Annotated in this window: 26 protein-coding genes; 5 read left to right on the plus strand and 21 right to left on the minus strand. The window is 55.7% G+C overall.

The features are described 5' to 3' along the window. The first annotated feature begins 6 nt into the window (after positions 1–6). The gene (locus tag TR2A62_RS05360; RefSeq protein ID WP_009160176.1) at positions 7–1173 is read left to right on the plus strand and encodes a peptidoglycan DD-metalloendopeptidase family protein; all 1167 of its coding nucleotides are present in this window, start codon (positions 7–9) and stop codon (positions 1171–1173) included. 24 nt (positions 1174–1197) lie between these two features. On the opposite strand, the gene TR2A62_RS05365 is transcribed toward TR2A62_RS05360, so the two are convergent. The 4 genes from TR2A62_RS05365 to tatA are packed head-to-tail and all read right to left on the minus strand — an operon-like array spanning position 1198 to position 3701. Next, positions 1198–2034 (minus strand): ATP-binding protein, encoded by an 837-nt coding sequence (locus TR2A62_RS05365; protein WP_009157625.1) that lies wholly within the window; start codon positions 2032–2034, stop codon positions 1198–1200. Next, positions 2031–2897 (minus strand): twin-arginine translocase subunit TatC, encoded by an 867-nt coding sequence (tatC, locus tag TR2A62_RS05370; RefSeq protein WP_009158453.1) that lies wholly within the window; start codon positions 2895–2897, stop codon positions 2031–2033. The genes TR2A62_RS05365 and tatC overlap by 4 nt, the downstream gene beginning before the upstream one ends. Further along, on the minus strand, positions 2894–3460 hold the full coding sequence (tatB, locus tag TR2A62_RS05375) for a Sec-independent protein translocase protein TatB (RefSeq protein ID WP_009159347.1): 567 nt from the start codon (positions 3458–3460) through the stop codon (positions 2894–2896). The genes tatC and tatB overlap by 4 nt, the downstream gene beginning before the upstream one ends. Before the next feature lie 28 nt (positions 3461–3488). Then, a complete protein-coding gene (tatA, locus tag TR2A62_RS05380) occupies positions 3489–3701 on the minus strand; it encodes a twin-arginine translocase TatA/TatE family subunit (RefSeq protein WP_009160083.1) in 213 nt (70 codons plus the stop codon). A gap of 180 nt (positions 3702–3881) precedes the next feature. Between tatA and TR2A62_RS05385 the strand changes: the two genes are divergently transcribed. Continuing rightward, positions 3882–4553: a YafY family protein gene (locus TR2A62_RS05385; RefSeq protein WP_009160846.1), complete on the plus strand. Its 672-nt coding sequence runs from the start codon at positions 3882–3884 to the stop codon at positions 4551–4553. Positions 4554–4564: 11 nt separating this feature from the next. Here the strand turns inward: TR2A62_RS05385 and TR2A62_RS05390 are convergent, their stop codons facing one another. From TR2A62_RS05390 to TR2A62_RS05400, 3 genes are all read right to left on the minus strand, one after another. Next, a complete protein-coding gene (locus TR2A62_RS05390; protein WP_040820260.1) occupies positions 4565–5653 on the minus strand; it encodes an ABC transporter ATP-binding protein in 1089 nt (362 codons plus the stop codon). 67 nt (positions 5654–5720) lie between these two features. Continuing rightward, complete coding sequence (locus TR2A62_RS05395) at positions 5721–6833, minus strand: hypothetical protein (protein ID WP_009158750.1); 1113 nt, start codon at positions 6831–6833, stop codon at positions 5721–5723. Position 6834: 1 nt separating this feature from the next. Next, the gene (locus TR2A62_RS05400) at positions 6835–7611 is read right to left on the minus strand and encodes an SDR family oxidoreductase (protein WP_009159768.1); all 777 of its coding nucleotides are present in this window, start codon (positions 7609–7611) and stop codon (positions 6835–6837) included. Between the two features lie 166 nt (positions 7612–7777). Between TR2A62_RS05400 and TR2A62_RS05405 the strand changes: the two genes are divergently transcribed. The 3 genes from TR2A62_RS05405 to TR2A62_RS05415 all read left to right on the plus strand — a co-directional run bounded on the left by TR2A62_RS05405 (position 7778) and on the right by TR2A62_RS05415 (position 12277). After that, on the plus strand, positions 7778–8764 hold the full coding sequence (locus TR2A62_RS05405; protein ID WP_009158406.1) for a Hint domain-containing protein: 987 nt from the start codon (positions 7778–7780) through the stop codon (positions 8762–8764). 135 nt (positions 8765–8899) lie between these two features. After that, positions 8900–10495: a peptide chain release factor 3 gene (locus TR2A62_RS05410; protein WP_009159196.1), complete on the plus strand. Its 1596-nt coding sequence runs from the start codon at positions 8900–8902 to the stop codon at positions 10493–10495. 282 nt (positions 10496–10777) lie between these two features. Next, positions 10778–12277, plus strand: coding sequence for a DEAD/DEAH box helicase (locus TR2A62_RS05415; RefSeq protein WP_009157655.1), 1500 nt, complete (start codon positions 10778–10780; stop codon positions 12275–12277). A gap of 39 nt (positions 12278–12316) precedes the next feature. On the opposite strand, the gene TR2A62_RS05420 is transcribed toward TR2A62_RS05415, so the two are convergent. The 14 genes from TR2A62_RS05420 to TR2A62_RS05485 all read right to left on the minus strand — a co-directional run bounded on the left by TR2A62_RS05420 (position 12317) and on the right by TR2A62_RS05485 (position 26564). After that, positions 12317–13981, minus strand: coding sequence for a ribonuclease J (locus TR2A62_RS05420; protein ID WP_009157947.1), 1665 nt, complete (start codon positions 13979–13981; stop codon positions 12317–12319). 3 nt (positions 13982–13984) lie between these two features. Beyond that, positions 13985–14758 carry a type III pantothenate kinase gene (locus tag TR2A62_RS05425; protein WP_009158661.1) on the minus strand — a complete coding sequence of 258 codons (774 nt, stop codon included), beginning with the start codon at positions 14756–14758 and terminating at the stop codon, positions 13985–13987. A gap of 12 nt (positions 14759–14770) precedes the next feature. Beyond that, complete coding sequence (locus TR2A62_RS05430) at positions 14771–15556, minus strand: biotin--[acetyl-CoA-carboxylase] ligase (RefSeq protein ID WP_223296079.1); 786 nt, start codon at positions 15554–15556, stop codon at positions 14771–14773. Then, the gene (gene nuoN / locus TR2A62_RS05435) at positions 15546–16985 is read right to left on the minus strand and encodes an NADH-quinone oxidoreductase subunit NuoN (RefSeq protein WP_009159856.1); all 1440 of its coding nucleotides are present in this window, start codon (positions 16983–16985) and stop codon (positions 15546–15548) included. Before nuoN ends, TR2A62_RS05430 begins: the two co-directional genes overlap by 11 nt. Positions 16986–16996: 11 nt before the next feature. Further along, on the minus strand, positions 16997–18538 hold the full coding sequence (locus TR2A62_RS05440; protein ID WP_009159799.1) for an NADH-quinone oxidoreductase subunit M: 1542 nt from the start codon (positions 18536–18538) through the stop codon (positions 16997–16999). Beyond that, positions 18538–20634 carry an NADH-quinone oxidoreductase subunit L gene (gene nuoL, locus TR2A62_RS05445; protein ID WP_009158730.1) on the minus strand — a complete coding sequence of 699 codons (2097 nt, stop codon included), beginning with the start codon at positions 20632–20634 and terminating at the stop codon, positions 18538–18540. Before nuoL ends, TR2A62_RS05440 begins: the two co-directional genes overlap by 1 nt. A gap of 4 nt (positions 20635–20638) precedes the next feature. After that, positions 20639–20944, minus strand: coding sequence for an NADH-quinone oxidoreductase subunit NuoK (nuoK, locus tag TR2A62_RS05450; RefSeq protein ID WP_009157946.1), 306 nt, complete (start codon positions 20942–20944; stop codon positions 20639–20641). A 2-nt stretch (positions 20945–20946) separates the two neighbouring features. Further along, positions 20947–21552: an NADH-quinone oxidoreductase subunit J gene (locus TR2A62_RS05455; protein ID WP_009159455.1), complete on the minus strand. Its 606-nt coding sequence runs from the start codon at positions 21550–21552 to the stop codon at positions 20947–20949. Further along, a complete protein-coding gene (locus tag TR2A62_RS05460) occupies positions 21549–21953 on the minus strand; it encodes a carboxymuconolactone decarboxylase family protein (protein ID WP_009157507.1) in 405 nt (134 codons plus the stop codon). The genes TR2A62_RS05455 and TR2A62_RS05460 overlap by 4 nt, the downstream gene beginning before the upstream one ends. Next, entirely contained in the window at positions 21950–22444 is a 495-nt protein-coding gene (gene nuoI, locus TR2A62_RS05465; RefSeq protein ID WP_009160128.1) for an NADH-quinone oxidoreductase subunit NuoI, read from the minus strand. The genes TR2A62_RS05460 and nuoI overlap by 4 nt, the downstream gene beginning before the upstream one ends. Before the next feature lies 1 nt (position 22445). Continuing rightward, entirely contained in the window at positions 22446–23486 is a 1041-nt protein-coding gene (gene nuoH / locus TR2A62_RS05470) for an NADH-quinone oxidoreductase subunit NuoH (RefSeq protein ID WP_009159887.1), read from the minus strand. Positions 23487–23495: 9 nt separating this feature from the next. After that, entirely contained in the window at positions 23496–23870 is a 375-nt protein-coding gene (locus TR2A62_RS05475; protein ID WP_040820263.1) for a hypothetical protein, read from the minus strand. Between the two features lie 21 nt (positions 23871–23891). Then, positions 23892–25913, minus strand: a complete 2022-nt coding sequence (gene nuoG / locus TR2A62_RS05480) for an NADH-quinone oxidoreductase subunit NuoG (RefSeq protein WP_009159961.1) — start codon at positions 25911–25913, stop codon at positions 23892–23894. A gap of 264 nt (positions 25914–26177) precedes the next feature. Beyond that, positions 26178–26564 (minus strand): DUF5333 family protein, encoded by a 387-nt coding sequence (locus TR2A62_RS05485; RefSeq protein WP_009159729.1) that lies wholly within the window; start codon positions 26562–26564, stop codon positions 26178–26180. Position 26565: the final 1 nt, after the last annotated feature.

A 26565-nucleotide genomic window follows, 5' to 3' on the forward strand; every position in this document is an offset into this window, starting at 1 on the left:
CGAGTGATGGCATTATCCAACCCAAAAATCTGGCTCGCGGGCTCTGCGCTTTTAGCGCTGACAGCCTGTGATGAACCGTTCGACTTTGACCTGCGCAGTTATGGCAATGGATTTGACACCTCTGACGCCGTGCGCAACATCGCATCGCGCCCCCGCGCAGACAATCGCGGTGTCATTTCATACCCCGGCTATCAGGTTGCTGTCGCCCAGCGTGGTGACACGGTTACGGATGTCGCCAACCGGCTTGGGATCGATGCAGGCGGGTTGGCCCGCTACAACGCCATTGCACCTGACGTCACCCTGCGGCGCGGTGAAATCATCGCCCTGCCCAGCCGTGTGGCTGAACCTTCACCTGCAACAGGTGCCGCAACGACCGGTCCCATCCAACCACCGTCTCAGGTCGACGTGACCGAGCTTGCCTCGTCCGCAATCGACCGCGCGGACACACAGACCGTCAACGCGGCCAATCTGCCGCAAACGGGTCGCGAACCGATCCGTCACCAGGTTGAACGGGGCGAAACTGCATATTCGGTTGCGCGCCTCTATAACGTACCAGTGCGCAATCTCGCGGAATGGAACAGCCTTGGCGCTGACTTGAATGTTCGCGAAGGCCAGTTTCTGTTGATCCCTGTGGCCGCTGAAACGCCGATCGCTAGGGCAACTGATCCCACCGCGCCCGGTGTTGGCACATCAACCCCGACACCTCCGAGTGCGGCGACCGCACTACCCGATGAAGCCCCCGAGATCACGGCACCGACGGCCACACCGGAACCTGAGACCCCCTCCCCAAATCTGGGCGAGACGCAGACGGCGCCGACCCGTCAGGCCCAAATGATCCAGCCAGCATCTGGCAACATCATTCGCGCCTATTCTAAGGGCCGGAACGAAGGCATCGACATCGGCGCGAGTACGGGCAGCAACGTGCGTGCCGCAGACGCGGGCACCGTCGCCGCCGTGACCAAAGACACCAATGGCGTCACCATCGTTGTGATCAAACATACGGGCGATCTGTTGACCGTCTACACCAATGTCGAGGATCTGACCGTCGCGCGTGGCAGCAGCGTCTCTCGCGGCCAAACAATCGGTAAGGTGCGTGCCGGTGATCCTAGCTTTGTCCACTTTGAGGTGCGACGCGGGTTGGAAAGCGTCGACCCCCAACCGTTCCTGAACTAAGCATTTAAATTCAAGGCGTTGGTGTCACAATGTGACGCCGCGCCGTCCTGCCAAATCAGTGAAATATTGCCATGCCACGCGCCCCGAACGGCTGCCGCGTGTCGCTTGCCATTCGATGGCTTCCGCCCACAACGTATCTTCGTCAATCTCGATACCGTGGGCCGCGCAATACCCGCGGATCATCGCAAGATAGGCGTCTTGGTCGCAGGCATGGAACCCCAACCACAGACCAAAGCGATCGCTGAGCGACACCTTTTCTTCGACGGCTTCTGCCGGATTGATGGCCGAGCCGCGTTCGTTTTCAATCATATCGCGCGGCATCAAATGTCGGCGGTTTGACGTGGCATATAGGATGACATTGTCGGGTCGTCCTTCGATCCCACCATCCAGCACCGCCTTGAGCGATTTATAGTGCTCGTCATCATGGCTAAAGCTGAGATCATCGCAGTAAATCACAAACCGCGCATCGACCCCGCGCAGCATCGCCAGACAGCGGCCAATCGACGGCAAATCTTCGCGCTGCACTTCGATCAGTTTGAGCGGCAGACCGTCGCTGGTGATCCGCCCATGGACGGCCTTGACGAGGCTAGACTTGCCCATCCCCCGTGCGCCCCACAACAGCGCGTTGTTCGCAGGCAAGCCTTTGGCAAAGCGCATCGTGTTTTCCAGCAGCGTGTCGCGTGATCGATCGATGCCAACCAACAGGTCCAGATCGATCCGGTTTACATGTGCGACAGACTCTAGGCGGTCAGGCTCAACATGCCAGACAAAGGCCTTCGCACCCTCAAAGTCAGGAGCTGCCAAAGGCGCCGGAGCTATCCGCTCTAGCGCCTCGGCAATGCGTGTGAGGTCCTCGCTCAACCTGCCGTCTCGTCGTCGTCGAGATCGCCTTGATCATCCTCGTCCCACAGACCTTCGGCCCACAGCTTCTCTTCACGTTTTCGCTCAACCCGCTTTACCAACTGGATCGACACCTCATAGAGGCCATAAACCACAACAAAAAGAATGACTTGGGTGATGACATCCGGTGGCGTCACCAATGCAGCAAGCACCAAAATACCGACAACCGCGTATTTGCGAACGTTGCGCAGACCCTCGGCGCTGACCAAACCGGCCTTGCCCATCAGCGTCAGCAAAACAGGCAATTGAAAACACAGACCAAAGGCCACGATGAACTTGATTGTCAGGCTCAGGTATTCCTGTGCCGAACCTTGGAACGCAATGCCAGCCGTTTGGTTATCGACCTCATCGAGCGACACGCTTCCGGGCTGCTGGAACCCAAGAAAAAAGTCAAATGCCAATGGGGTTACAACATAGAACGCAAAGGTCGACCCAAGGAAAAACATGAACGGCGACGCCACAAGAAATGGCAGAAACGCGCCCTTTTCATTTTTGTAGAGCCCCGGCGCCACAAAGCGCCACATCTGATAGCTGAGGAATGGGAACGACAAGATCAGTGCGCCCATCAACGAGATCGAGATCGCGACAAAGAAACCTTCTTGCAGCTTGATCAGGATCAATCCGCAGTCCGATTTGCCCGTCTCCGCGATCGCAGAACACAAAGGTTGCGTCAGGAAATTAAAGATCGGGTTCCACACAGTGAAACAGATGATCATGCCGATCAGAAACGCGACCACACATTTGATCAGCCGTGACCGCAGTTCGGTCAGGTGCTCGATCAACGGGGCTGCGCTGTCGTCAACGGTGGTGTCCTCTGCGCTCATGATGCGTCACCTTTCGGGGCCTTTTTCGGGACCACCTTCTTCGCCGCAGGCTTTTTGGCGGGGGCCTCCTTGGCTGGCGCTGCCTTAGCTGGCGCAGCTTTAGCCGTTGCAGCTTTAGCAGGTGCCTTCTTGGACGCAGCCTTCTTTGCCGGCGCTTTCGCGACCGTCTCGCCTGCCGCATCTGCTGCTTCTTTGGCCTTGCGGGCCTCAGCAGCTTTGGCAGTTGCCGCACGGATCTTGTCCGCCGCTTCTTTACGCTCTTTCGACAGCTTTTCCGTCTCGCCACCTGGTTTCAGAGGGTTCGGAATGTTTACCGCCTCGCGAATTTTATCCGCGCCAAAGCTTGCAGGGTTTGCCGCCGCCTTGATCGAACTCGAGATGTCATTGACGCCACTATCATCCGCCGCGTCATTCATCGCCTTGGAAAAGTCACGCGCCATCGCCTTGGCCTTGCCCGTGAACCGACCGAATTGGCGGAACATCTTGGGCAAATCTTTGGGGCCCACGACGATCAACGCCACGATCCCAATCACCATCAGCTCGGTCCAACCGAGATCAAACATGGGCAACGCCCTCCTTGGACATCACCACTTAGGCTTTGTCTTTTTCGTCCTCAGGCGTCACATCGCGGGCTTCTTCAAGAGCCTCATCGACTTCGTTTTGGCCGTCGTTAACGCCCTTTTTGAACGCAGTGATGCCTTTGCCCACTTCGCCCATCAGCGACGATACTTTCCCGCGACCAAACAGGACCAAAACCACAACGGCGATCAACAGGATGCCGGGGATACCAATGTTGTTGAGCATGAACTCTCTCCTTTAGGGGGATGCCGCACGTGCATCCAAAAAACCAACGATCCCTTTGCTATGCACAGAATCGCATGGCGAAAAGGGCAAAACACCCTTTTGGCACAAGGCTTTGCGCTTTCTTTGACAAAAACCTGTCAGTTGACATAATAATGGCAGTAGCAATGCAGCGAGAGCCCTATGAAACGATCTGATCGCCTCTTTGATATGATCCAACTATTGCGTGATGGACGGCTCTATCGCGCACAAGAAATAGCCGGTCGGTTAGATGTCTCGCTGCGCACGGTCTACCGCGACATGGATACATTGATGGCCTCGGGCGTCCCGATCGAGGGCACCCGCGGACGCGGATACCGCGCGACCGCTGCGATTACCCTGCCCCCGTTGAACCTGAGAATGACCGAACTCGAGGCACTGCACCTCGGCATGGCGGTCGTGGGTGAAGTCGCGGATGAAGAGCTGAAAGCTGCCGCCGCATCCCTGTCATCAAAAATTGACGCTGTGCTGCCAGAGGATCGCAGCGCCGGACCAACGGGATGGGGCTTTGCCGTCTATCCCTTTGCCGACGCGGCCAAGGGTTTTCAGCATATGCCATCAATCCGCAGTGCCACGCGCAGCCGACAAAAATTGCGGATCACCTACCGCGATCTCGACAACACGGTCACTGAGCGGACGATCCGACCGTTGCAAATGGACTATTGGGGGCGCCTTTGGACCGCGACGGTCTGGTGCGAAACAACTGGCGATTTCGCCGAACTTCGTGTTGATCGCATCGAAACATTGCAGGTGTTGCCACAGCTCTTTACCGAAGAGCCCGGCAAGACGCTGGCGGATTACTCAGGTCCGGCCTAGCTCAACAGAACTTAGGTCCGTGGAAATACAAAGCATTTGTCGCGGCGGATCATCAACCATAGCGGTGTGCCGACCTTGGGCAAAAACACCGACGGGACTTCGGCGTGTAGTATAGAGCCGTCAAAATCCATCCGGAACTCGACTAAGCTTTGGTTGCCCATAAACCGCGCACGCGTGACCACACCCCGCGCAGGCGTGCCTTCGCGCGGTGTCGGATTGGGGCCCTTGCCGGATCGGTCAAAATCGATCTTTAGATGCTGCGGGCGGATCACAATGTTGACCTCGGCGCCTTCAGCCAGACCTGGCGCGAGGAACTGACCAAAGGCCGTTTCCGTCAACGCACCGTGAACCTCGCCACATATGACGTTGATATCGCTAAAGAACGCCGCCGCCTCGCGATCTACTGGCGCATTGTAGATGTTATAAGGTGCACCCGATTGGATTATCCGACCGTCGCGCATCAACGCGATCTCGTCCGCCATGCGCATCGCCTCACCGGGTTCATGCGTGACCAGCAAAACGGCGGCCCCCTCTTCGCGCAGCACTTCCAGCGTCTCGTCACGAATGTCATCGCGCAGGCGGTCATCCAGTCCCGAAAACGGCTCGTCCATCAACATGATCTTTGGACGCGGCGCCAAGGCCCGCGCAAGCGCGACCCGCTGTTGCTCGCCACCTGACAACTGATGCGGGTAGTCATCGATGTGACGCATCATATCGACCCGCTTTAGCAATGCCTCGACCCGCGCACGGCGCTCGGGCTTGGGGCCTATCAAACCAAAGGCGACGTTCTCGGCCACACTCAGATGCGGGAACAAAGCAAAATCTTGAAACATCAAACCGATGTTGCGCCCCTCGGGCGGGACCCGTGAAATCGTGTCGCAAACCAGTGCCCCATCAACGTAGATTTCACCACTGTCCTGCATCTCGACGCCCGCAATCATCCGCAGCGTCGTTGACTTGCCACAGCCCGATGGCCCCAGCAGACAGGTAACCTGTCCCGGCATAACGCGCAGCGACACGTCATCGACCACACGCCGCCCGTCAAAGCTGCGCATCAGGTTCTTGATTTCCAACCTAGGACTGTCCGGCACGTCATTCATTCCCATTCCCGACAAGAAACATCGGGTTTATTCGGCCAATATCAAGGGAACGGCGCGCTGCCAAGTGTCAGACAAGCGTAAAATCCACGCGCCCCAAGGACTTGCCATTGGCCGTGACTGTCAAAAACTGCGCACCCGGATACAACCGAAATGTTGTCGCATCGCATTTAAACCTGTGGTTCTTCTTTAGTGTGACGGGTTTGTTCGGCTCTAGCGTCAGGTCTTTGACCTTGAACACTTTGGGGGCTGTCGTGCCGTTCGATTTCAAGAAATGAATAGCGTAGTCGATGATCACCGGCTCTTGGCAGCCTGCCTCAATCTCGATCTCGACGGCCACTACATTACCAATTGCAATGACGTCTGGCGTGACCGTCAGCGACACCAAACGGACGTCAGGATCAGGTCGGTAGCCCAGGTGCGCCATCGCACCGGCATGACCATTCTTGATCAAAGTACGCAGCGCGTGCCGGTCCATCCACCGCAGCTCTTTTTCGTCCTGCGCCCCCGCCTTACGCCACGTTGCTAGCCGGTCAATCACCACGTCAGGCGAAAATTTACCAATATCATTCAGATGATTAGATACCGAACGCGTAACATAGCGAGTGCGATCATCGTGCAATTTGTCCAGTATTGGCACCATCAGAATCGGGTCAATTTTGATACCCTTGCCCCATGGCAACTTGGGCCGTGTCCCTTCACTGGCCAGTCGACGCACGTGATAATTCTCGTGATCCGCCCAAATCTCCATCTGCGCAACCGCCTCGTCCGGCCAACGGTTTAGAAAAGGACGCATCGCCCACTCCATCGAAAACCGCTGTGTGATCGCTTCGATCAACCGAAAGCTCAGATCGCGATGATGTTCGACCCCGTAGGTCGCAACCAAATGTCCCAGCGGCGCATAGATGAACGCACCAAAGTCATCATCGCTGCGCGTTGGGTTCAATGGCGGCGGCAAACTATCAAAGATTGCCGTCGCTTTGTCTTCGAACGCATCGGGCAGATGCCGCGCCAACACCTCGGCTATCCATTCGATCCGCGCCATCAACTCGAGCGGCAACAACCCCTCCATGATATCGGTGTGAAACGCATCTGCGTCCAGAACACCGCCGAAATCATCCGCCAGAACCCGAAGTGTTGTCGCGTTAAAGAGTTCGTCCTTGAGGCTGAATTTTTCATCCATATCAGAGCGTTGCGTTCACAGCACCGCCATCGAGCAAGATGTTTTGCCCCACCATAAAGCCCGCATGCTGCGAACACATAAAAGCGCAGGTCGCCCCAAATTCCGCGGCTGTGCCGTAGCGGCGCGCCGGAATAGTCGCCTCGCGCTGTGTCCGCGCTTCGTCCATGGAAATGCCTTGGGCCTGTGTGACGCCAGTATCCAGAGCAATCGCACGATCGGTTGCGTGAATGCCGGGCAACAGGTTGTTGATCGTCACACCGTTTGGCGCGACTTGGCGCGATGTCCCAGCCACGTAGCCTGTAAGACCCGCACGCGCCGCATTCGAGAGCCCCAGAACTGCGATCGGCGATTTGACTGATTGCGACGTGATATTGACCACGCGGCCCCACCCACGATCAGACATGCCCGGCAAAACGGCCTTCATCAGTGCGATGGGCGTCAACATATTCGCATCAAGCGCACCGATGAAATCCTCGCGATCCCAATCCGACCACATACCGGGGGGTGGTCCACCCGCATTGTTGACCAAGATATCGACCTGAGGCGCGGCTGCCAAAACAGCCTGTTGCACGTCTTCCTGCGTGATATCGCCTGCGACTGCGATCACCTCAACGCCGTGGGCTCGCACAGCCTCGGCTGCGTCGTTGAGCGACGCTTCAGTCCGCCCGTTCATCACCAGATTTACACCGGCCTGCGCCAATGCCTCGGCACAGCCGCGACCCAATCCGCGCGACGATGCACAGACCACCGCCCTTTTGCCTTTGATGCCCAAATCCATTGCTCAACTCCCTAGATGTGTTTGCTCAGACATATCAGTGCCCCCGCACGACAGCAACGCACCTAAAAAGAGAACCACCAGTCAAAATTTCCCCCTTTCTGAGGGATAGGCAACTCGCCATAAATCCGCTAAACCGCTGGAAATCATTTTGAACGGCGCGACACCCATGACTCTTCCCGACGACCAGCCCACTCAGTTGCTCTCCGTATTGCGCGCGGATGATTTTACTGTCGTCGACGGTGTCGCGCAGGGCGATGCAATGACCTTTGCCGATGAACTGGTCATGGACGACGTCTATCAGATCAAAGTTGGTTCAGAACGGGTCCGCATCGCGGTGTCTCAAACGGCGAACGGTCTCACCTTAGATTCGCAGACCCCGACAGGGCACGCCGGAAATTTGGTGCACCTTGATAGCGCGGTGACCCTGATGTCCCCCGACGGCACCACATTCGAAGCACTGGTGATGGTCGAGGTCGAAGACGATGCGGTCGCAGATATCTACCTGTTGCCGTTTGCCCCCCTCGCCCAAAAGATCGATTACCGTCTCGTTGGTATTGACCGTGACACTGCCGCATCGCGTTTTGCAGAAGTCGCCTGTGTTTCGTTCACCCGTGGCACCCACATCGCAATGGCCTCTGGCGCACAGGTCCCGATCGAAAACCTCAAGATCGGCGACAAAGTCCTGACCCGCGACGATGGTCCAAAAGAAGTGCGTTGGGTCGGGTCTTCGACTGTGCGAGCCGTTGGTGCATTTGCGCCTATCGTCATTCGCAAGGGTGTTTTGCACAACGAAAACGATCTGGTTCTCAGCCCCGACCACCGCATATTCATCTACCAGCGGCAGGACACCGTTGGCGCGGGTCGCGCCGAGCTGTTGGTCAAGGTCAGCCATCTGGTCAACGGCACGACCGTGTTCCAGCAGGACGGCGGCTTTGTTGAATACTTCCAGCTACTCTTTGACGATCACCAGATCATTTACGCCGAAGGGATCGCAGCAGAATCTCTGTTGATTGACACCCGCACGCGCAATGCCTTGCCCAGTGATGTAGCAACCGACCATGCGCCACGTCAGCACAATGAATTTGAAGTCACAAGAGAGCTGCTGGGCGGCGAAAACGCAGCCAAGATTCTTCGCAAGGCAAGCCGCAGCTAGATCTTTGTCCTCTGCATTGCATGGACCTAAATCGAAATTACGCAAATTACGTAATTCGAGGCCAAAAATACGCAAATTACATAAAATTTCGGACCCGCGTTGCCCTTTGATGCCCGCCCACCTATACGCAAAAACATGACAAACAGACCAGCCCTGCCCCCTGAAATTGCCCGCCGCCGGACCTTTGCGATCATCTCGCATCCCGACGCCGGTAAAACGACGCTGACAGAAAAATTTCTGCTCTATGGTGGCGCTATTCAGATGGCTGGACAGGTCCGCGCCAAGGGCGAAGCCCGACGCACACGGTCTGACTTTATGCAGATGGAAAAGGACCGCGGTATTTCGGTCTCTGCATCTGCAATGTCCTTTGAATTCAAAAACTTCTGGTTCAACCTCGTTGACACACCAGGTCACTCGGATTTCTCGGAAGACACCTACCGGACACTTACCGCTGTCGACGCAGCGGTCATGGTGATCGACGGTGCCAAGGGCGTGGAAAGCCAAACGCAAAAACTGTTCGAAGTTTGCCGTTTGCGTGACCTTCCAATCCTGACGTTTTGTAACAAGATGGACCGCGAAAGCCGGGACACTTTTGAAATCATTGACGAGATCCAAGAGAACCTCGCCATAGACGTCACCCCAGCGAGCTGGCCCATTGGTGTCGGTGCCGATTTTATGGGTTGCTACGACATTCTGCGTGATCGTCTCGAACTGATGGATCGCGCTGACCGCAACAAGGTCGCAGAATCCATAGAAATCAAAGGCTTAGATGATCCCAAGTTGGCCGAACACGTGCCTGCGCATCTCTTAGAGACGTTCCTAGAAGAGATCGAAATGGCCAAGGCACTGCTGCCCCCACTGGATCCGCAGGCGCTGTTGGACGGCACAATGACACCGATTTGGTTCGGTTCTGCCATCAACTCTTTTGGCGTTCAGGAACTGATGGACGGGATTGGCAAATACGGCCCAGAGCCGCAGATCCAAGCCGCAAGCCCGCGCCAGATTTCACCCGATGAAACCAAGGTTTCCGGATTCGTGTTCAAGGTTCAGGCCAATATGGACCCCAAGCACCGCGACCGTGTTGCCTTTGTCCGGTTGGCCTCTGGTCACTTCAAACGCGGCATGAAGCTCACGCACGTCCGTGAGGGCAAGCCAATGGCGATCAGCAACCCTGTGCTGTTCCTCGCCTCTGATCGCGAACTCGCAGAAGAAGCATGGGCCGGCGACATCATCGGCATCCCAAACCACGGGCAGCTCCGGATCGGCGATACACTGACCGAAGGCGAGAAACTGCGCGTTGCGGGCATCCCCTCTTTTGCCCCCGAGCTTTTGCAAAATTGCAGGGCCGGCGACCCGATGAAGGCCAAGCACCTAGAAAAGGCATTGATGCAATTTGCCGAAGAAGGCGCTGCAAAAGTCTTTAAACCCACGTTCGGTTCCGGTTTCATTGTCGGCGTTGTAGGCGCCTTGCAGTTCGAGGTCTTAGCAAGCCGGATCGAATTAGAATACGGGCTACCCGTTCGCTTTGAACAATCACAGTTTACCAGCGCGCGCTGGGTTTCCGGTGACAAAACCCATGTGGATAAGTTTGTGAATGCAAACAAACAACACATCGCAACCGACAATGATGATGACATTGTCTACCTCACCCGGTTGCAATGGGACATCGATCGCGTCGCGCGTGACTACCCCGATGTGTCCCTCACAGCGACCAAAGAGATGATGGTTTAATCATATTAATTCAACGGACTACGTCCCAATCTTAACTGATCACGTCAAGGTCAGGATGTAGTGCGAATTGATTGCCAAGATCGTGCAGCAATAGAATGCCGCTCGATCAATCCAGCACGTCCTCATTTTGAGACTACTGTGTATATGTCCGGCACCTATCCGTTTCCTTGACCTTTTGCCCTATCCCACATATGCGGTGTGTAGTCGAACGATCTGGCAATACGGCCGGACGGACCGCTTTCAATCTTGCGGTCAAACATGCCGCAAAACTGAAAGGGCAACATGACTAAATTTTCCGATCTGAATTTGGACCGCAAGGTTCTCTCTGCTGTTGAAGACGCAGGATATACTGAGCCGACGCCGATCCAAGCGGGCGCTATCCCGCCAGCATTGGAAGGCCGCGATGTACTGGGCATTGCGCAAACAGGTACGGGCAAAACTGCAAGCTTTACCCTGCCAATGATCTCCATGCTCAAGCGTGGCCGCGCTCGTGCTCGGATGCCGCGCAGCCTTGTTCTGGCGCCGACACGCGAGCTGGCCGCTCAGGTCGCTGAGAACTTTGATGTCTATGCAAAGAACACGAAACTGACCAAAGCACTGTTGATCGGTGGCGTCTCGTTCAAAGAACAGGACCAATTGATCGATCGCGGCGTGGACGTACTGATCGCGACACCTGGCCGCCTGCTGGATCACTTCGAGCGCGGCAAACTGCTGCTTACCGGCGTGCAGATCATGGTCGTCGACGAAGCTGACCGTATGCTAGACATGGGCTTTATCCCCGATATCGAACGTATTTTCGGCCTGACGCCGTTTACACGTCAGACACTGTTTTTCTCGGCAACAATGGCGCCCGAAATTGAGCGGATCACCAACACGTTCCTGAGCAATCCGGCCAAGGTCGAAGTGGCCCGTGCGGCCACAACATCTGACACAATCACGCAAAGCGTTGTGATGTTCAAAGGATCGCGCAAAGATCGCGAATCCTCTGAAAAGCGACAACTTTTGCGAACTATGATCGAGAACGAAGGCGACAAATGTCGCAACGGGATCATCTTTTGCAACCGCAAGGTTGACGTCGACATCGTTGCAAAATCAATGAAGAAATACGGGCTGGATGCGTCGCCAATACATGGCGATCTCGACCAGTCAAAGCGCATGGAAACACTTGCGGCATTCCGCGACGGGACCCTGCGCTTTCTTGTGGCATCTGATGTCGCTGCGCGCGGTTTGGACATTCCAAATGTTAGCCACGTGTTCAACTATGACGTCCCTAGCCATGCCGAGGACTATGTCCACCGCATCGGTCGTACGGGCCGTGCAGGCAAGCTGGGCACAGCAATGATGATCTGCGTTCCACGTGACGAAAAGAACCTCGGTGATATCGAGCGTCTCGTAAAAATGGAGATCCCACGCGGCGAAGGGTCGCGTGATACTACGGCACCGACCCAAGACGCCGCTCCGGAAGCGCCCAAAGAAGACAAGCCCAAGCGGACCCGCACACGCAGCCGCAAGAAGGACGCGCCCAAAGAAGAAATCGTTGCCGACGCCGTAGACGCGGCTCCTGTCGAGGAACCCAAAGAGGACGCGCCCAAGCAAAAGCAAGCTGAGCCTGTTGAAAAGCAAGCGGCTGAAGCCCCCGAAAAGCCCAAGCAAGAGCGGGGCAACCGAGTTGGCCGCGGCAAGCGCGACAACAACCGTGATCACGGTAACAAGGTGATGGGAATGGGCGACGATGCCCCGACATTCATCGCCAAGAGCTTCGCTGAGCGTCGCGAAAGCTAAGCAGCAAGGGGGCGGCCAGTGTGCCCCCTGCTAAACTCTTTAAGCTAAACGAGAAATCACGACGACGACTTCGGCTTTCTTGCCGATCTCGCCATTTGTCGTGTTGCGGACAACACGACGCAACGCTTCTTCAAGCTTGTCATCATTGGCCAAAGTTTTGTTGTCTGCGCGTCCCAAAAACTGGTTCAGGTCTTCTTCGATAACTTCGACCAGTGGCGCGTTTGATGATCCGGTTTCGGTCAACCCGCGCAGTTCACACCACGCGCCGCCCAGCGGATCGCCGTGCTCGTCCATGATGACTGTCACAACGACCTGCCCGTTCAAAGCCATGCGAATCCGGTCACGAACGATACCGTCGAACTGACCAACCTTGGCTGTGCCGTCCAAATAGGTGCGGCCCGTTTCGATATATTCCGCGACCGTGGGCGCATTGCCCGATAAGTCGATCATCATGCCGTTTACAGCCACGATAGATGCCATTCCGTTGTCAGATCCGATCTGGGCATGCCGACGCAGATGGCGATGTTCGCCATGCATTGGGATCAGGATTTGCGGCTGCGTGATGCGGTGCATTTCCTCTAGATCTGGGCGGTTCGCATGGCCCGACGTGTGATAGCGGCTGTCATCGTCGATCACATCCACGCCCATTTCGGACAAGGCATTCATGATCGAGATCACGCCGCGTTCATTGCCTGGAATGATCTTGGACGAAAATAGAAATGTATCGCCCTCTTTCAACATAAGACCCAGATATTTACCACGGCTGAGCTGCGCACTGGCAGCACGGCGTTCACCCTGCGAACCTGTGACCAGCAACATGAGGTTCTGACGCGGGATACTCTGCGCCTCTTCTGGCGAAACGGTCTGCGGAAAGTCAGTCAAAAGACCGGTTTCTGTCGCAGCTTCGACCATCCGGCGCATCGCGCGTCCTAGCAAACAAACCGAGCGCCCTGCCCGATCCGCCGCCTCGGCCAGAGTTTTCAGGCGCGCCACGTTGGATGCAAATGTTGTCGCGACGACCATACCCGGTTGGTCGCGCATCATTTTTTCAATCTCGGGACCCACTGTGGCCTCGGATCGACCGGGATCGGCAGAAAACACATTCGTGCTGTCACACACCAATGCGCGAACGCCACCTTTGGCAACATCGGCCCACAGGTTACGGTCGAACGCTTCGCCCAATACCGGCGTCTCGTCGATCTTGAAGTCACCCGTGTGCAGGATGCGCCCTTCGGGGCTGTCGATGGCGAGGCCCGCGCTTTCGGGGATCGAATGCGAAATAGGGACAAAGTACACTTTGAAGGGGCCAGCGTCGACCTGATCTGGATAGCTGCCGACAATGCGCAGCGCACTTTCGGGGGCTGCGTGTTCATCCAGTTTGCGACGTGCGATGGCGGCAGTGAACGGACGTGCATAGATCGGGGCGCCCAGACGTTGATAGAAATGCCCAACGGCGCCGACGTGATCCTCGTGGGCGTGAGTGATGAACACCGCCTCGATCCGATCTTTGCGGGCCTCTAGCCAGCTGACATCGGGCAGGATCAAATCCACACCAGGGGTGCTGTCCATATCTGGAAAGGTCACACCCAGATCGACCACGATCAGACGTTCCTGATCAGGTTTACCGTAGCCGTAGACATAGCAATTCATACCAATTTCCCCCGCGCCTCCGAGGGGGACATAGATCAAGCGTTCGCTGCTCATGATTTAGGTGTTATCCTTGTTATACGCATGGATGACAGTCAGACCGTGCATGGTCAGATCGTCTTCGAATTCATCAAATAGCGCGTGTGATTGTTGAAACAATGGGGCAAGACCACCAGTTGAGATCACTTTCATATCGACGCCTCGTTCTACCTTGATCCGATCGCAAATCTCGCGAACCAGACCGATATATCCCCAGAACACGCCGGATTGCATGCAGGCGACCGTATTGGTGCCGACAACCAATTGCGGTTTGCTGATGTCGACATGTGGCAATGCAGCCGCGGCGTTGTGCAGCGCCTCGAGAGACAAGTTCACACCAGGTGAAATGACCCCACCCACATAGGCACCATCCTCGGCGACCACGTCAAAGGTCGTCGCAGTTCCAAAGTCCACAACAATCAGGCTACCGCCGTATAAATCAAAGCCGGCGACGGTGTTGACCAGACGGTCAGGGCCAACGGCGGTGCCGGCGTCAACGCGAACGTCCACAGGCAACAGGCAGTCGGATTTACCAACCACAAGAGGACGACAATTGAAGTACCGATCAGACAGGACACGCAGATTGAACACCACACGTGGGACCGTTGAAGACACGATGACTTCGTCAATTTCCACGTCGATCTTTTGGAACTCCATCAACGTCGATAACCAGACGTAATACTGATCGGCGGTGCGCTGCCATTCGGTCGAAGTGCGCCAAGTCGCAATGAACTGTTCGCCGTCCCAGATCGAGAAGACAGTATTGGTGTTTCCACAATCGATGGCCAAGAGCATGACGCGCCCTCCTTAGAAATAGACATCCGCGGCAGGGATTGCCTGCACGCCGGATGGTGTCTTTAAGACCAGATTGCCGTCCGCGTCCACCGTTTCGAAGGTTCCGGTTAATGTGTCACGTGTGGTCTTGGCCGTGATCACCTCGCCCAGACGGGCGGCATGGGCGAGCCACAAGCGGCGGATTGGGTCAAATCCGAACGAGCGAAACGACTGTTCACGATCCGCGAAGTGGCTTACGAGCCAAAACAAGAAATCCTGCGGACTAGGCGCTGTGCCGTATTGTGAAACAGCAACGGGGCGAAACGCACCGGTCTCTACCTCGGCCACGTCGGGTGCTTGGGTCAGGTTCACACCAATTCCGATCGACAGCCAGTCAACGCGACCAGCCCGCCCCACGCTTTCCAACAGAATGCCCGCAACCTTGCCGCCTGCGATCATCGCATCATTGGGCCACTTTAGACTGAGCTGTTCGGGCGGCACCGTCATGGCAAGTGTTTGTCGAAGCGCCACCGCCATCACAAAGGACCTGAGGGCTGCATTGGCTGGGGTGTCGTCGACACGTAGCAACAACGTCGCTGAAAAGTTGCCCGCAGGATTGGTCCATGCGCGCCCGCGTCGCCCATGCGCAGCCGTTTGTTCGCGAGCTAGGATCCATGTGTGACCCGAGGCGCTGGAGCTGATGCGCCGCGCCTCGGCCATTGTGCTGTCTGTGTGGTCTAGAATGACCCTGTCATAACCTGCTGGCCAAAATTGCGCCGTCTCCGGCACATCCCACAATGGGGTCAGATCAGTTGACAAGTGCCGACGCCGCAGCCTCGGACAATGGCTCGAGACCAAAGAGATTGACGATGCCAACCACCATGATCGCAGCCGATGCCATCAAGAAGCCCCACAGAACGGGTGTGCGTGTTTGGTCGAGGCCCTGCTCTGGCTCTTCGCCAAAGTACATAAAGAACACGATCCGCAGGTAATAGAATGCGCCGATCACCGACGCGACCACACCCGCCACAGCCAACCAAGCAAGACCGCCGTCATACGCAGCGCGCAGGACGTAGAGTTTGCCAAAGAAGCCGAGGAATGGAGGAACACCTGCCAGCGAGAACAACAGCATCAACATTGCGACGGCCCTGAGCGGCTCGCGCTTGGAATACATGCGCAAGTCGTTGATATCCGTAGCAGGCATGCCGTTCTTTTCCATCGAAAGGATGAACGCAAAGGTGCCGATGTTCATTGTGACGTAAATCGCAAGATAGATCAGCATCGCCTGAACACCAAAGGCGGTGCCAGCAGCGAGACCCATCAGAGCAAAGCCCATATGTGCGATCGACGAATAGGCCATCAGACGTTTGATGTTGCGCTGGCCAATCGCCGCGATCGCACCAAGGAACATCGAGATCACTGACAACGCAGCAACGATCTGCTGCCAGTCACCAACAATGCCGCCAAATGCATCATGTACGACACGGGCAAATAGACCCATCGCAGCCACTTTGGGTGCAGTTGCAAAGAACGCGGTGACCGGTGTCGGCGAACCCTCGTAGACGTCTGGTGTCCACATGTGGAACGGTGCTGCCGAAACTTTGAAGGCAAAGCCAGAGATCAAGAAGACCAAGCCAAAGAGCAGACCCAACGAGATCTCGCCTTGGGCAGCCTGGGTGATGCCAGCAAACAGGGTTGTGCCCGAAAAGCCGTAGATCAGCGACGCACCATAGAGCAACAGACCAGACGAAAGAGCGCCCAGAACAAAGTACTTGAGGCCAGCCTCGGTTGACTTGAGGTTATCGCGGCGCAGCGAGGCCACGACATACAGAGCGAGCGATTGCAGCTCGAGGCCCATGTAGAGCGTCATCAGGCCACCTGCAGACACCATGACCATCATGCCGACAACAGAAAGAGCGACCAACAGCGGATACTCAAAGCGCAACAGGCCCTTTTTCTCCATGTAACCTTGGGACATCAGCAGGACCGCAGCCGCGCTGAGCAGGATCATGATTTTGGCAAACCGCGAGAACCCGTCGTCGATGAACATGCCACCAAAGGCAGCATTTGCGCCCTCGCCCGAGGTTCCGATCCAAAACGCGAGCACAACAAACACCGCGCTGGTGATCCATGTCATCAGCGGTGCGGTGCTGTCTTTGCCAGTATAGACGGCCCCGATCAGTGCCAGCATGGCGAAGATCGCCAGCAGCATTTCGGGAAGAAGGATTTGGATATCAGCCGAGATCATGAGGCCCGTCCTTAGTTTTCTGCGAATTGAGTGGAGGCTGCGAAATCCGCCACTGCTGTTTCATATGAGCCGACCAGTGCTTCGACCGATGGGCCGATGATGTCGGTGACCAAGGCGGGGTAAACGCCCAAGAGCAACGTCATGACAACCAGCGGCGCAAAGATCGCGCGTTCGCGGCGTGTCATGTCCGTGATCGACTTGAGGCTTTCCTTGATCAGGTCGCCCATCACGACGCGGCGGTACAGCCACAGACCGTAGGAGGCCGACAAGATAACGCCAGAAGTCGCAATCACAGCCACCCATGTGTTGACCTGGAACACACCCATCAGCGTTAGGAATTCCCCAACAAAGCCAGACGTGCCCGGTAGGCCGACGTTGGCCATCGTAAAGAACATAAAGATCAGCGCGTAAGCAGGCATCCGGTTCACGAGACCGCCATAGGCGTCAATCTCGCGAGTGTGCATCCGGTCGTAGATCACGCCCACACACAGGAACAACGCGCCCGAGATAAAGCCGTGACTGATCATCTGGAAAATCGCACCATCGATACCCTGCTGGTTCGCAGCAAAGATACCCATCGTGACGTATCCCATGTGGGCGACCGATGAATAGGCGATAAGCTTTTTCATGTCCTGCTGCACCAGTGCCACCAGCGATGTGTAGGCAATCGCAATCGCTGACATCCACAGCACCAGTGGTGCGAGCAAATCAGAAGCGACTGGGAACATCGGAAGCGAGAAGCGCAAGAAACCGTAACCACCCATTTTGAGCAAGATCGCCGCCAGAACAACCGAACCGGCCGTCGGCGCCTGAACGTGCGCGTCAGGTAGCCAAGTGTGAACTGGCCACATCGGCATCTTGACTGCGAATGACGCAAAGAACGCGATCCACATCATGGTCTGCATACCGCCGATGACTTGGACCCCAAGCACGTTAAAGGTCTCAGATCCAAAGTTGTGGTTCAACAGCGTCACAATATCGGTGGTGCCTGCATCTGCAAACATCGAGACCATCGCAACCAGCATCAGAACCGAACCAAGGAAGGTATAAAGGAAGAATTTGAACGACGCGTAGATGCGGTTCGCACCGCCCCAGATGCCAATGATCAGGAACATTGGGATCAGACCGGCCTCAAAGAACAAGTAGAACAGTACCAGATCAAGCGCGCAGAACACGCCCAGCATCAGTGTCTCGAGGATCAGGAACGCAATCATGTATTCCTTGACCCGATGTTTCACATCCCAGCAGGACGCGATGACCAGTGGCATCAGGAATGTTGTGAGCATCACGAACAGAACCGAAATCCCGTCGACGCCCATCTTGTATTGCATGCCGAGCAGCCAATCGCGCTGTTCGACCATCTGAAATCCAGTGTCGGATGGGTCAAACTGCCCCAGAATCGCGAGGCTAACGAGGAAGGTTGTCGCCGTAGCAGCCAAGGCCACCCATTTTGCATTGCGTTGTGCCGCTTCGTCGTCGCCGCGCAGGAACAGTGCCAGAATGCCCGCCGCCAACAGCGGGATAAAGGTCACGATGGAAAGAAGGTTATCCATTAGCCTGCTCCTCCACCGAGCATCATCCAAGTCAAGAGAATTGCGATCCCGAGCACCATCGCGAACGCGTAATGGAACAGATAGCCAGACTGACCGCGACCAACGAGGCGGGTCAAGAAGGGCACAATGCCCAAAGCCACACCATTGATACTGCCGTCGATAATGTTGCCGTCTCCGCGCTTCCACAGAAGGCGACCCAGCGCCATCGCAGGTTTCACAAAGACAAAGTCGTAGATCTCATCAAAGTACCATTTGTTCAGGAAGAACAAATAGAGCGGGCGCTGGTTTGCGGCCAAACGACCGGGCAATGACGGGTTCACAATGTAGAACCAAAACGCTAGTGCGAGACCCGAGATCATCGCGATGAACGGGCTCACTTTGACCCACTTGGGAACATAGTGTGCATCATGCAGGACGTGGTTTTCCGGACCCATATAGATCGCGCCATCACCAATCACTTGCTTGGCTAGTTTTTCATCCTTGCCGTGATCATCGTTCTCTTCGGTCGCCGCATAGGCCGGCGCAATCAGACTAAAGCCTGCGCCTGCAGCCGCTGCATGTTCTTCGATTTGGTGGGTGCCAAAGAACGCCGCGACGTCGTTCTCTTTGCCAAAGAAATCATCGTACCAGATCATACCAGCAAAGATCGCGCCCAGTGACAGAACACCCAGCGGAACCAGCATGGTCATCGGGCCCTCATGGGCATGCTCATGCGTATGTTTATCACCACGAGGTGTACCAAAGAATGTCAGGAACATCAGGCGCCAGCTGTAGAACGACGTCATGAACGCAGCAATCACAAGCAGCCAGAATGCGTAGGATGTGCCACCTGCAAAGGCGCTTTCGATCACCGCGTCTTTGGACAAGAAGCCAGCGAAACCGATGTGCGTAAGAGGAATACCAACACCTGTGATGGCGAGTGTACCGATCATCATTGCCCAGAATGTATAGGGCAATTTCTTACGCAGACCGCCATAGTTACGCATGTCCTGTTCGTGGTGCATACCGTGGATCACGGACCCTGCCCCGAGGAACAACATCGCCTTAAAGAAGGCGTGAGTGAACAGGTGGAACATTGCGACTGAATAGACACCAACGCCGGCTGCAACGAACATATAGCCCAGCTGCGAACAGGTCGAATAGGCGATTACGCGTTTGATGTCGTTTTGAACCAGACCAACAGTTGCCGCAAAGAAGGCGGTCGTTGCGCCGAGGAAGACGATAAAGTTCGTCGCCATTGGTGCAAATTCCATCAGCGGCGACATCCGGCAAACGAGGAAGACACCGGCGGTCACCATGGTCGCAGCGTGGATCAGCGCGGACACTGGTGTCGGGCCTTCCATCGCGTCTGGCAACCAAGTGTGCAGGATCAACTGCGCCGATTTACCCATCGCACCGATAAACAGCAGGATCGCGATCAGCTCGGCCGCATTCCAGTCGCGCCACAAGAACGTAAGCTGTGTTTCCGCAATGGTAGGCACGGCCGCGAATACGTCGTCAAACTTGATGCTATCTGCGAGGAAATAGAGGCCAAAGATACCCAGCGCAAAACCAAAGTCACCCACACGGTTCACGACAAACGCTTTGATCGCAGCAGCGTTCGCAGTGGGTTTGCGGTAGTAGAAACCGATCAACAGGTAAGATGCGACGCCCACGCCTTCCCAGCCAAAGAACATCTGAACAAGGTTGTCAGATGTCACGAGCATCAGCATCGAAAAGGTAAAGAACGACAGGTAAGCAAAGAACCGCGGGCGGTAGACTTCGCCCTCTTTAAAGTTCTCATCATGGGCCATGTAGCCAAAGGAATAAAGGTGAACCAGCGCCGAAACGGTCGTGATCACGATCAACATGATCGCAGTCAACCGGTCCATCCGAATGGCCCAAGACGTGTCCAATGTACCAGACTGGATAAAATCGAGAACGTGGATGTATTCGGTCGTGCCGTTATGGCTCAAGAAGACGACCCACGACAGGAACGCGGCAAGGAACAACAGCGACGTTGAAACCCATTGTGCGGCTGTCTGGCCGATAAACTTCCAGCCGAAACCGCACAGGAGCGATCCGATCAGAGGGGCAAATAGGATAATCTTTTCCATGGTATTAACCCTTCATCACGTTGACGTCTTCGACGTCGATCGTGCCGCGATTGCGGAAGAAACAAACGAGAATAGCGAGACCGATGGCCGCCTCAGCCGCGGCAACCGTCAAGACGAACAGGGTAAACACCTGCCCTACGAGATCGCCGAGGAAACTGGAGAAGGCAACGAGATTGATGTTCACCGCCAGCAGCATCAATTCGATGCTCATCAGCAGGATGATGACGTTCTTACGGTTCAAAAAGAGACCGAAGATACCGATCACAAACAGGGTCGCTGCGACCGTCAGATAATGTTCTAGACCAATCATGATTACAGCCCCTGCCCTGGTTTTACGTCTTTGAGTTTCATCTGCTTGGCCGGATCGCGCAAAATCTGGCTCACAATATTTTGGCGTTTGACGTCTTCGCGGTGACGCAAAGTCAGAACAATCGCACCGATCATCGCCACCAACAGGATCAAACCCGCCAGCTGGAACAAAAGGATGTATTTGTCATAAAGCAGCAGGCCCAAGGCTTCGGTGTTCATGGCGTCACCCTCTGGTGCGGCAAGTCGTGTCTGGTAGCCTTCGGAATAGTCCCAAACACCAAATGCCAACGAAAGCTGCATCAGGACGATCACGCCAATCAACAAGCCAAGCGGCAGGTATTTCGACATCTCCGCCTTAAGTTCGGCGAAATCCACATCGAGCATCATCACAACAAACAAGAACAGCACCGCGACCGCGCCGACGTAAACGATGATCAGCAGCATTGCTACAAATTCGGCGCCCAGCAGGACGAACAATCCGGCCGAGGACAAGAAAGCCAGGATCAACCAAAGCACCGAGTGCACGGGGTTGCGACTGATCACAGTGAACAGCCCCCCTGCAATGGTGCTGACGGCAAAGGCGTAAAAGGCAATCACAACTGGTGTCATGTGTCCGCTTCCTTGTTGTTCTCTAGTTCGGCCATCGCCACAGTCATTGCGGTCGTCATGGCAGACGCTCCTCCAAAGGCCGACATTTGGCCGATGGTTTTAATAATCTCTTGGCCTGTGGCACCGACTTCGTGTGGGTGACGCACGGCCAATTTCACAGGTGTCTCTTGTGGTGCGCCAGTCGCAACCATCCCACCCAATGTCAACAAAAGACGTGTCTTGGCATCAAGGCCATCAGGGCTTGCACCCTCGCCCATCACCGCTTCCATCATCTCTTTTGGCATGGTCGGGATGAATTGTTCGAACCCATCAGGCAGCCACGACGATTTACCGTCAACAGCGGACTTCATCCACTCCTGACCCATCGCCATCATCTGCTTAAAGGGGTTCTTGTCGCTCATCTGTACGGCGCATCCATCTCGAGGTTACGCGCGATCTCGGCTTCCCAGCGATCGCCGTTCTCAAGGAGCTTGTCCTTGTCATAGTACAGCTCTTCGCGGGTTTCCGTCGAGAATTCAAAGTTCGGGCCTTCGACAATCGCATCCACTGGGCAGGCTTCTTGGCAGAAACCGCAATAGATGCATTTGGTCATGTCGATGTCATAGCGTGTCGTACGGCGGCTGCCGTCATCACGTGGCTCAGCGTCGATTGTGATTGCCTGTGCGGGGCACACGGCCTCGCACAATTTACATGCGATGCAGCGTTCTTCGCCATTTGGATAGCGACGCAAAGCATGTTCGCCACGAAAACGCGGGGACAGTGGTCCCTTTTCGTGCGGATAGTTCAGCGTCGCCTTGGGCGAAAAGAAGTATTTGAAGCCAAGGCCAAAGCCTTTGATGAAATCCGCAAAGAGAAAGTATTTGGCCGCGCGACCGTAATCAATCTGGCTCATATCAGCCTCCTATCGCCCAGCGAGCGTAGAACCCACCGAACACTTCGAATTTTGCAAGAAACGACACCAGAACCACCCAAAAGAGCGAGAACGGCAAGAATACTTTCCAACCCAGACGCATCAGCTGGTCATAGCGGTAGCGTGGCGTGATCGCCTTAACCATCGAGAACATAAAGAACACGAGGCCCATCTTGATCACCATCCACAGCACACCATCAGGCAGGCCAGGAATTGGCGACAACCAACCACCAAAGAAGAGCAGCGAGATCAGTGCGCACATCAGAACGACAGCCATAAGTTCACCGATCATAAAGAGCAGGAACGGTGTCGATGAATATTCAACCTGATAACCCGCGACCAATTCCGATTCCGCCTCGGGCAAGTCGAATGGGGGACGGTTGGTTTCAGCCAAAGCCGAGATAAAGAACAAGATGACCATCGGGAAGTGCGGCAACCAATACCAGTTGAGCAATCCGTAGTCGCCGTCTTGCGCCGCAACGATCGCGCCAAAGTTCATCGACCCTGTCGAGATGATCACACCGATAATGATCAGACCGATGGAGACCTCATAGGAAATCATCTGTGCGGCAGAGCGCAACGAGCCGAGGAATGGGTACTTCGAGTTGGATGCCCAACCGCCCATGATCACGCCGTAGACCTCGAGCGATGAGATCGCAAAGACATAGAGGATCGCCACATTGATGTCAGATAGAACCCAGCCATCATTGAACGGAATAACCGCCCACGCGATCACCGCGAGAACGAACGAGATCATTGGAGCAAGGAAGAACACAGCCTTGTCCGCGCCCGCTGGAACGACGATCTCTTTGACGATGTATTTGAGAAAGTCGGCAAAGGACTGCAGCAGGCCAAAGACACCCACGATATTGGGGCCCTTGCGCATTTGAACAGCGGCCCAAATCTTGCGGTCGGCATACATCAAGAACGCAAGCGCCAGCAGCAGAGGGATCAAAACCAGCAGACACTGCGCCAATATGACGAGAACCATGCCTAGGTTCGTGGTTGTGAAAAATTCAATCATCCGAGCCTCTTATACCGTCGGTATTCCGTTTTCCGTGCAATCTGCGACGGTGACTTCTGCGTCAATTGTTTTCAAACCCTGCGGCAAGCTGGGTGAGATCGTATAGACGGAATCGGCAGTCCAGAGACCGGCCTCTTCGCCCACATTTGTGCGCACGTGACGGGCAAAGCCATAGCCACGGATCAGCGTGTATTGCGCGGCAGCACATTCTGCGTATTTGCTGACGTCTTCAGCAGTCCGAGCACCAACCATCGCCACGCGGAAATTAACCAAATCACCGTCCAACAGCCGTGTTTCGATCCCACGATACCCCGGCGCAAAGGCCACGTCCGCCAAAGGAGCCACTGGCTCGCATCCTGCGATCGCTGCAATTGTGCCTGTCATGAGAGCCACGGAGCGCATCCTTTACTCGGCCGCGATCGGGGCGTTTGCCCGCGACTTGGCGTTTGCGCTGAGTTCGGCCATCAATTCGGACGCACGCGCAATCGGGTTCGTCAGATAAAAGTCTGTAACAGCATTCAGGAACTTGGCTTTGCCCAACTTCTTGGTCTTGAGCGGCTGCCATTCGTTTTTAGCAACCACATCGATTTGCGCCAAATGCGGATGATCCGCGACCATCGCGGTGCGCAGCTGTGCAAGGCTATCAAAAGGTAATTTTGTACCAAGCTCGGACGACAAAGCGCGCAAGATCGCCCAGTTTTCTTTAGCCTCGCCCGGGGCAAAGCCCGCACGCATGGCCAACTGTGGACGGCCTTCTGTATTTACAAAGAGACCGTTCTCTTCGGTATAGGCAGCCGCTGGCAGGATGATGTCAGCGCGGTGTGCACCACGGTCGCCGTGGCTACCCTGGTAGATAACAAACGGGCCATCCGCGATTTCAACTTCGTCTGCACCCATGTTGTAGACAACATCAACGCCGTCGATCGCAGCAGCCATGCCACCTTTAGTCACGGCCCCTACATCCATCGCACCAACACGGCCTGCTGCAGAATGCAGGATCATCAGTTTGGACTTCGACGCTACACACACTTGCATAGCAGCGGCCAGAACCGCCTCGCCGTCAGCCTCGCGCAACGCGCCTTGGCCGATGATGACAACGGACGGGTTTTCAACAATCGCTTTTGTCGGTTTGGTATCAAGGATCGTTTGCAAAGCTGCGCGGTCCGCACCTTTGTGATTGTAGTCATATGTCAGATCAACGGGCGCACCGATCAGATCCACGTTACAGCCGTTCACCCATGCCTTTCGGACACGAGCGTTCAGAACTGGCGCCTCAATGACGGGGTTCGTGCCGATGAACATCACGTATTTTGCTGCATCGATATCTTCAATGCTGGCGGTGCCAACATATCCACCGCGGTTGCCCGCAGGCAATTTGGCATTATCGGTACGACACTCGACAGAACCGCCCTGCCCTTCAATCATCGCTTTGAGCGCATAAGCCGCTTCGGTCGGGGCAAGATCGCCAACGAGACCCACAACCTTTTTGCCGTTCATCGCGGTTGCCGCCACAGTCAATGCCTCGGCCCAACCTGCTGCACGCAGTTTTCCGTTTTCACGGATGTACGGGGTGTCGAGACGCTGGCGACGCAGACCGTCCCAGACGAAACGGGTTTTGTCGGAAATCCACTCTTCGTTCACGCCATCATGGTTGCGCGGGATAAACCGCATGACTTCGCGACCTTTGGTATCCACACGAATGTTCGAGCCGAGCGCGTCCATTACGTCGATAGATTCAGTTTTGGTCAGCTCCCAAGGACGCGCGGTGAACGCGTACGGCTTAGAGACCAGCGCACCGACGGGGCACAAATCGATGATGTTGCCCTGCATGTTAGAATCGAGTGTCTCACCGAGATAGGACGTGATCTCGGCATCTTCGCCACGGCCCGTTTGGCCCATTTGTTTGATGCCCGCAACTTCGGTCGTGAAACGGACGCAGCGTGTGCATGAAATGCAGCGCGTCATATGTGTCTCGACCAGCGGACCCAGATCCAGGTCGTCGGTTGCGCGCTTGGGCTCGCGGAAGCGTGAAAAGTCGACGCCGTAGGCCATTGCCTGATCCTGAAGATCGCATTCACCGCCTTGGTCGCAGATCGGGCAGTCCAGCGGATGGTTGATGAGCAAAAACTCCATCACACCTTCGCGGGCCTTTTTGACCATTGGGCTGTTTGTTTTAACCTGTGGTGCCTGGCCTTCTGGGCCCGGGCGCAAATCACGAACCTGCATCGCACAAGATGCGGCAGGCTTGGGTGGGCCACCTACGACCTCGACCAAACACATACGGCAATTGCCTGCGATGGTCAGACGTTCGTGGTAGCAAAAGCGCGGAATTTCGATGCCAGCTTCTTCGCATGCTTGGATCAGGGTCATAGCCCCATCCACCTCGATCTCGTTGCCATCAATATTGATTTTGCGCAGATCAGACATGAGCAAGCCTATCTTCTGAAGGCGGGGCGCGGTGGCCCGCCAAAGTGTTCCCAATAACCGAACACGCGAACACGCATCGGTAGCTGGCGGCTTTCTAACCAACTCATGCGCGGGATGCCAGTGTGTAAGCGCCTATTGCGCCAATTTTGCACCCTGATTTAACAGGTTTTTGAAACCACTTGGGCATAGTCCCGATAGAACGCAAAACCGCGACCCCATTTTCATGGAATCGCGGCGAATATCAGAACGGTACAGAACGCTGTGTTAGTTCAGCATTTGGCCTATTTTGCTTCCCTTAGCGATCTCGGATGCACCAAAGCCACAGAGACCTTCTTCGGTCTTTGGATCAAACCCTTCATTCGTGATGAATTGGTCGATGCTGTTGGAAATTTGACTGCGGAATGCCTCGGACTGAATAAGACCAGCCTCATTCGCGCTGTAACCCTGAGAATTCACATGGTTGGTCAGCTCTTCGACCAATGCGGACATCGCGTTTGCGTTCATGCCAATGCTCGGACAGCCCACAATCACTCGTGCCGCTCCTTCGGACGTCAGCATCGCGCTTTGAATTTTTGGATCATCGGTGATCGCAGCTTGTACCACGCTCGCCGACATCAACAAGGCCGCAGCCCCCATTCCCAAGAATTTCATG

The sequence above is a fragment of the Thalassobium sp. R2A62 genome, assembly GCF_000161835.1.
Lineage (GTDB): Bacteria > Pseudomonadota > Alphaproteobacteria > Rhodobacterales > Rhodobacteraceae > Thalassobium.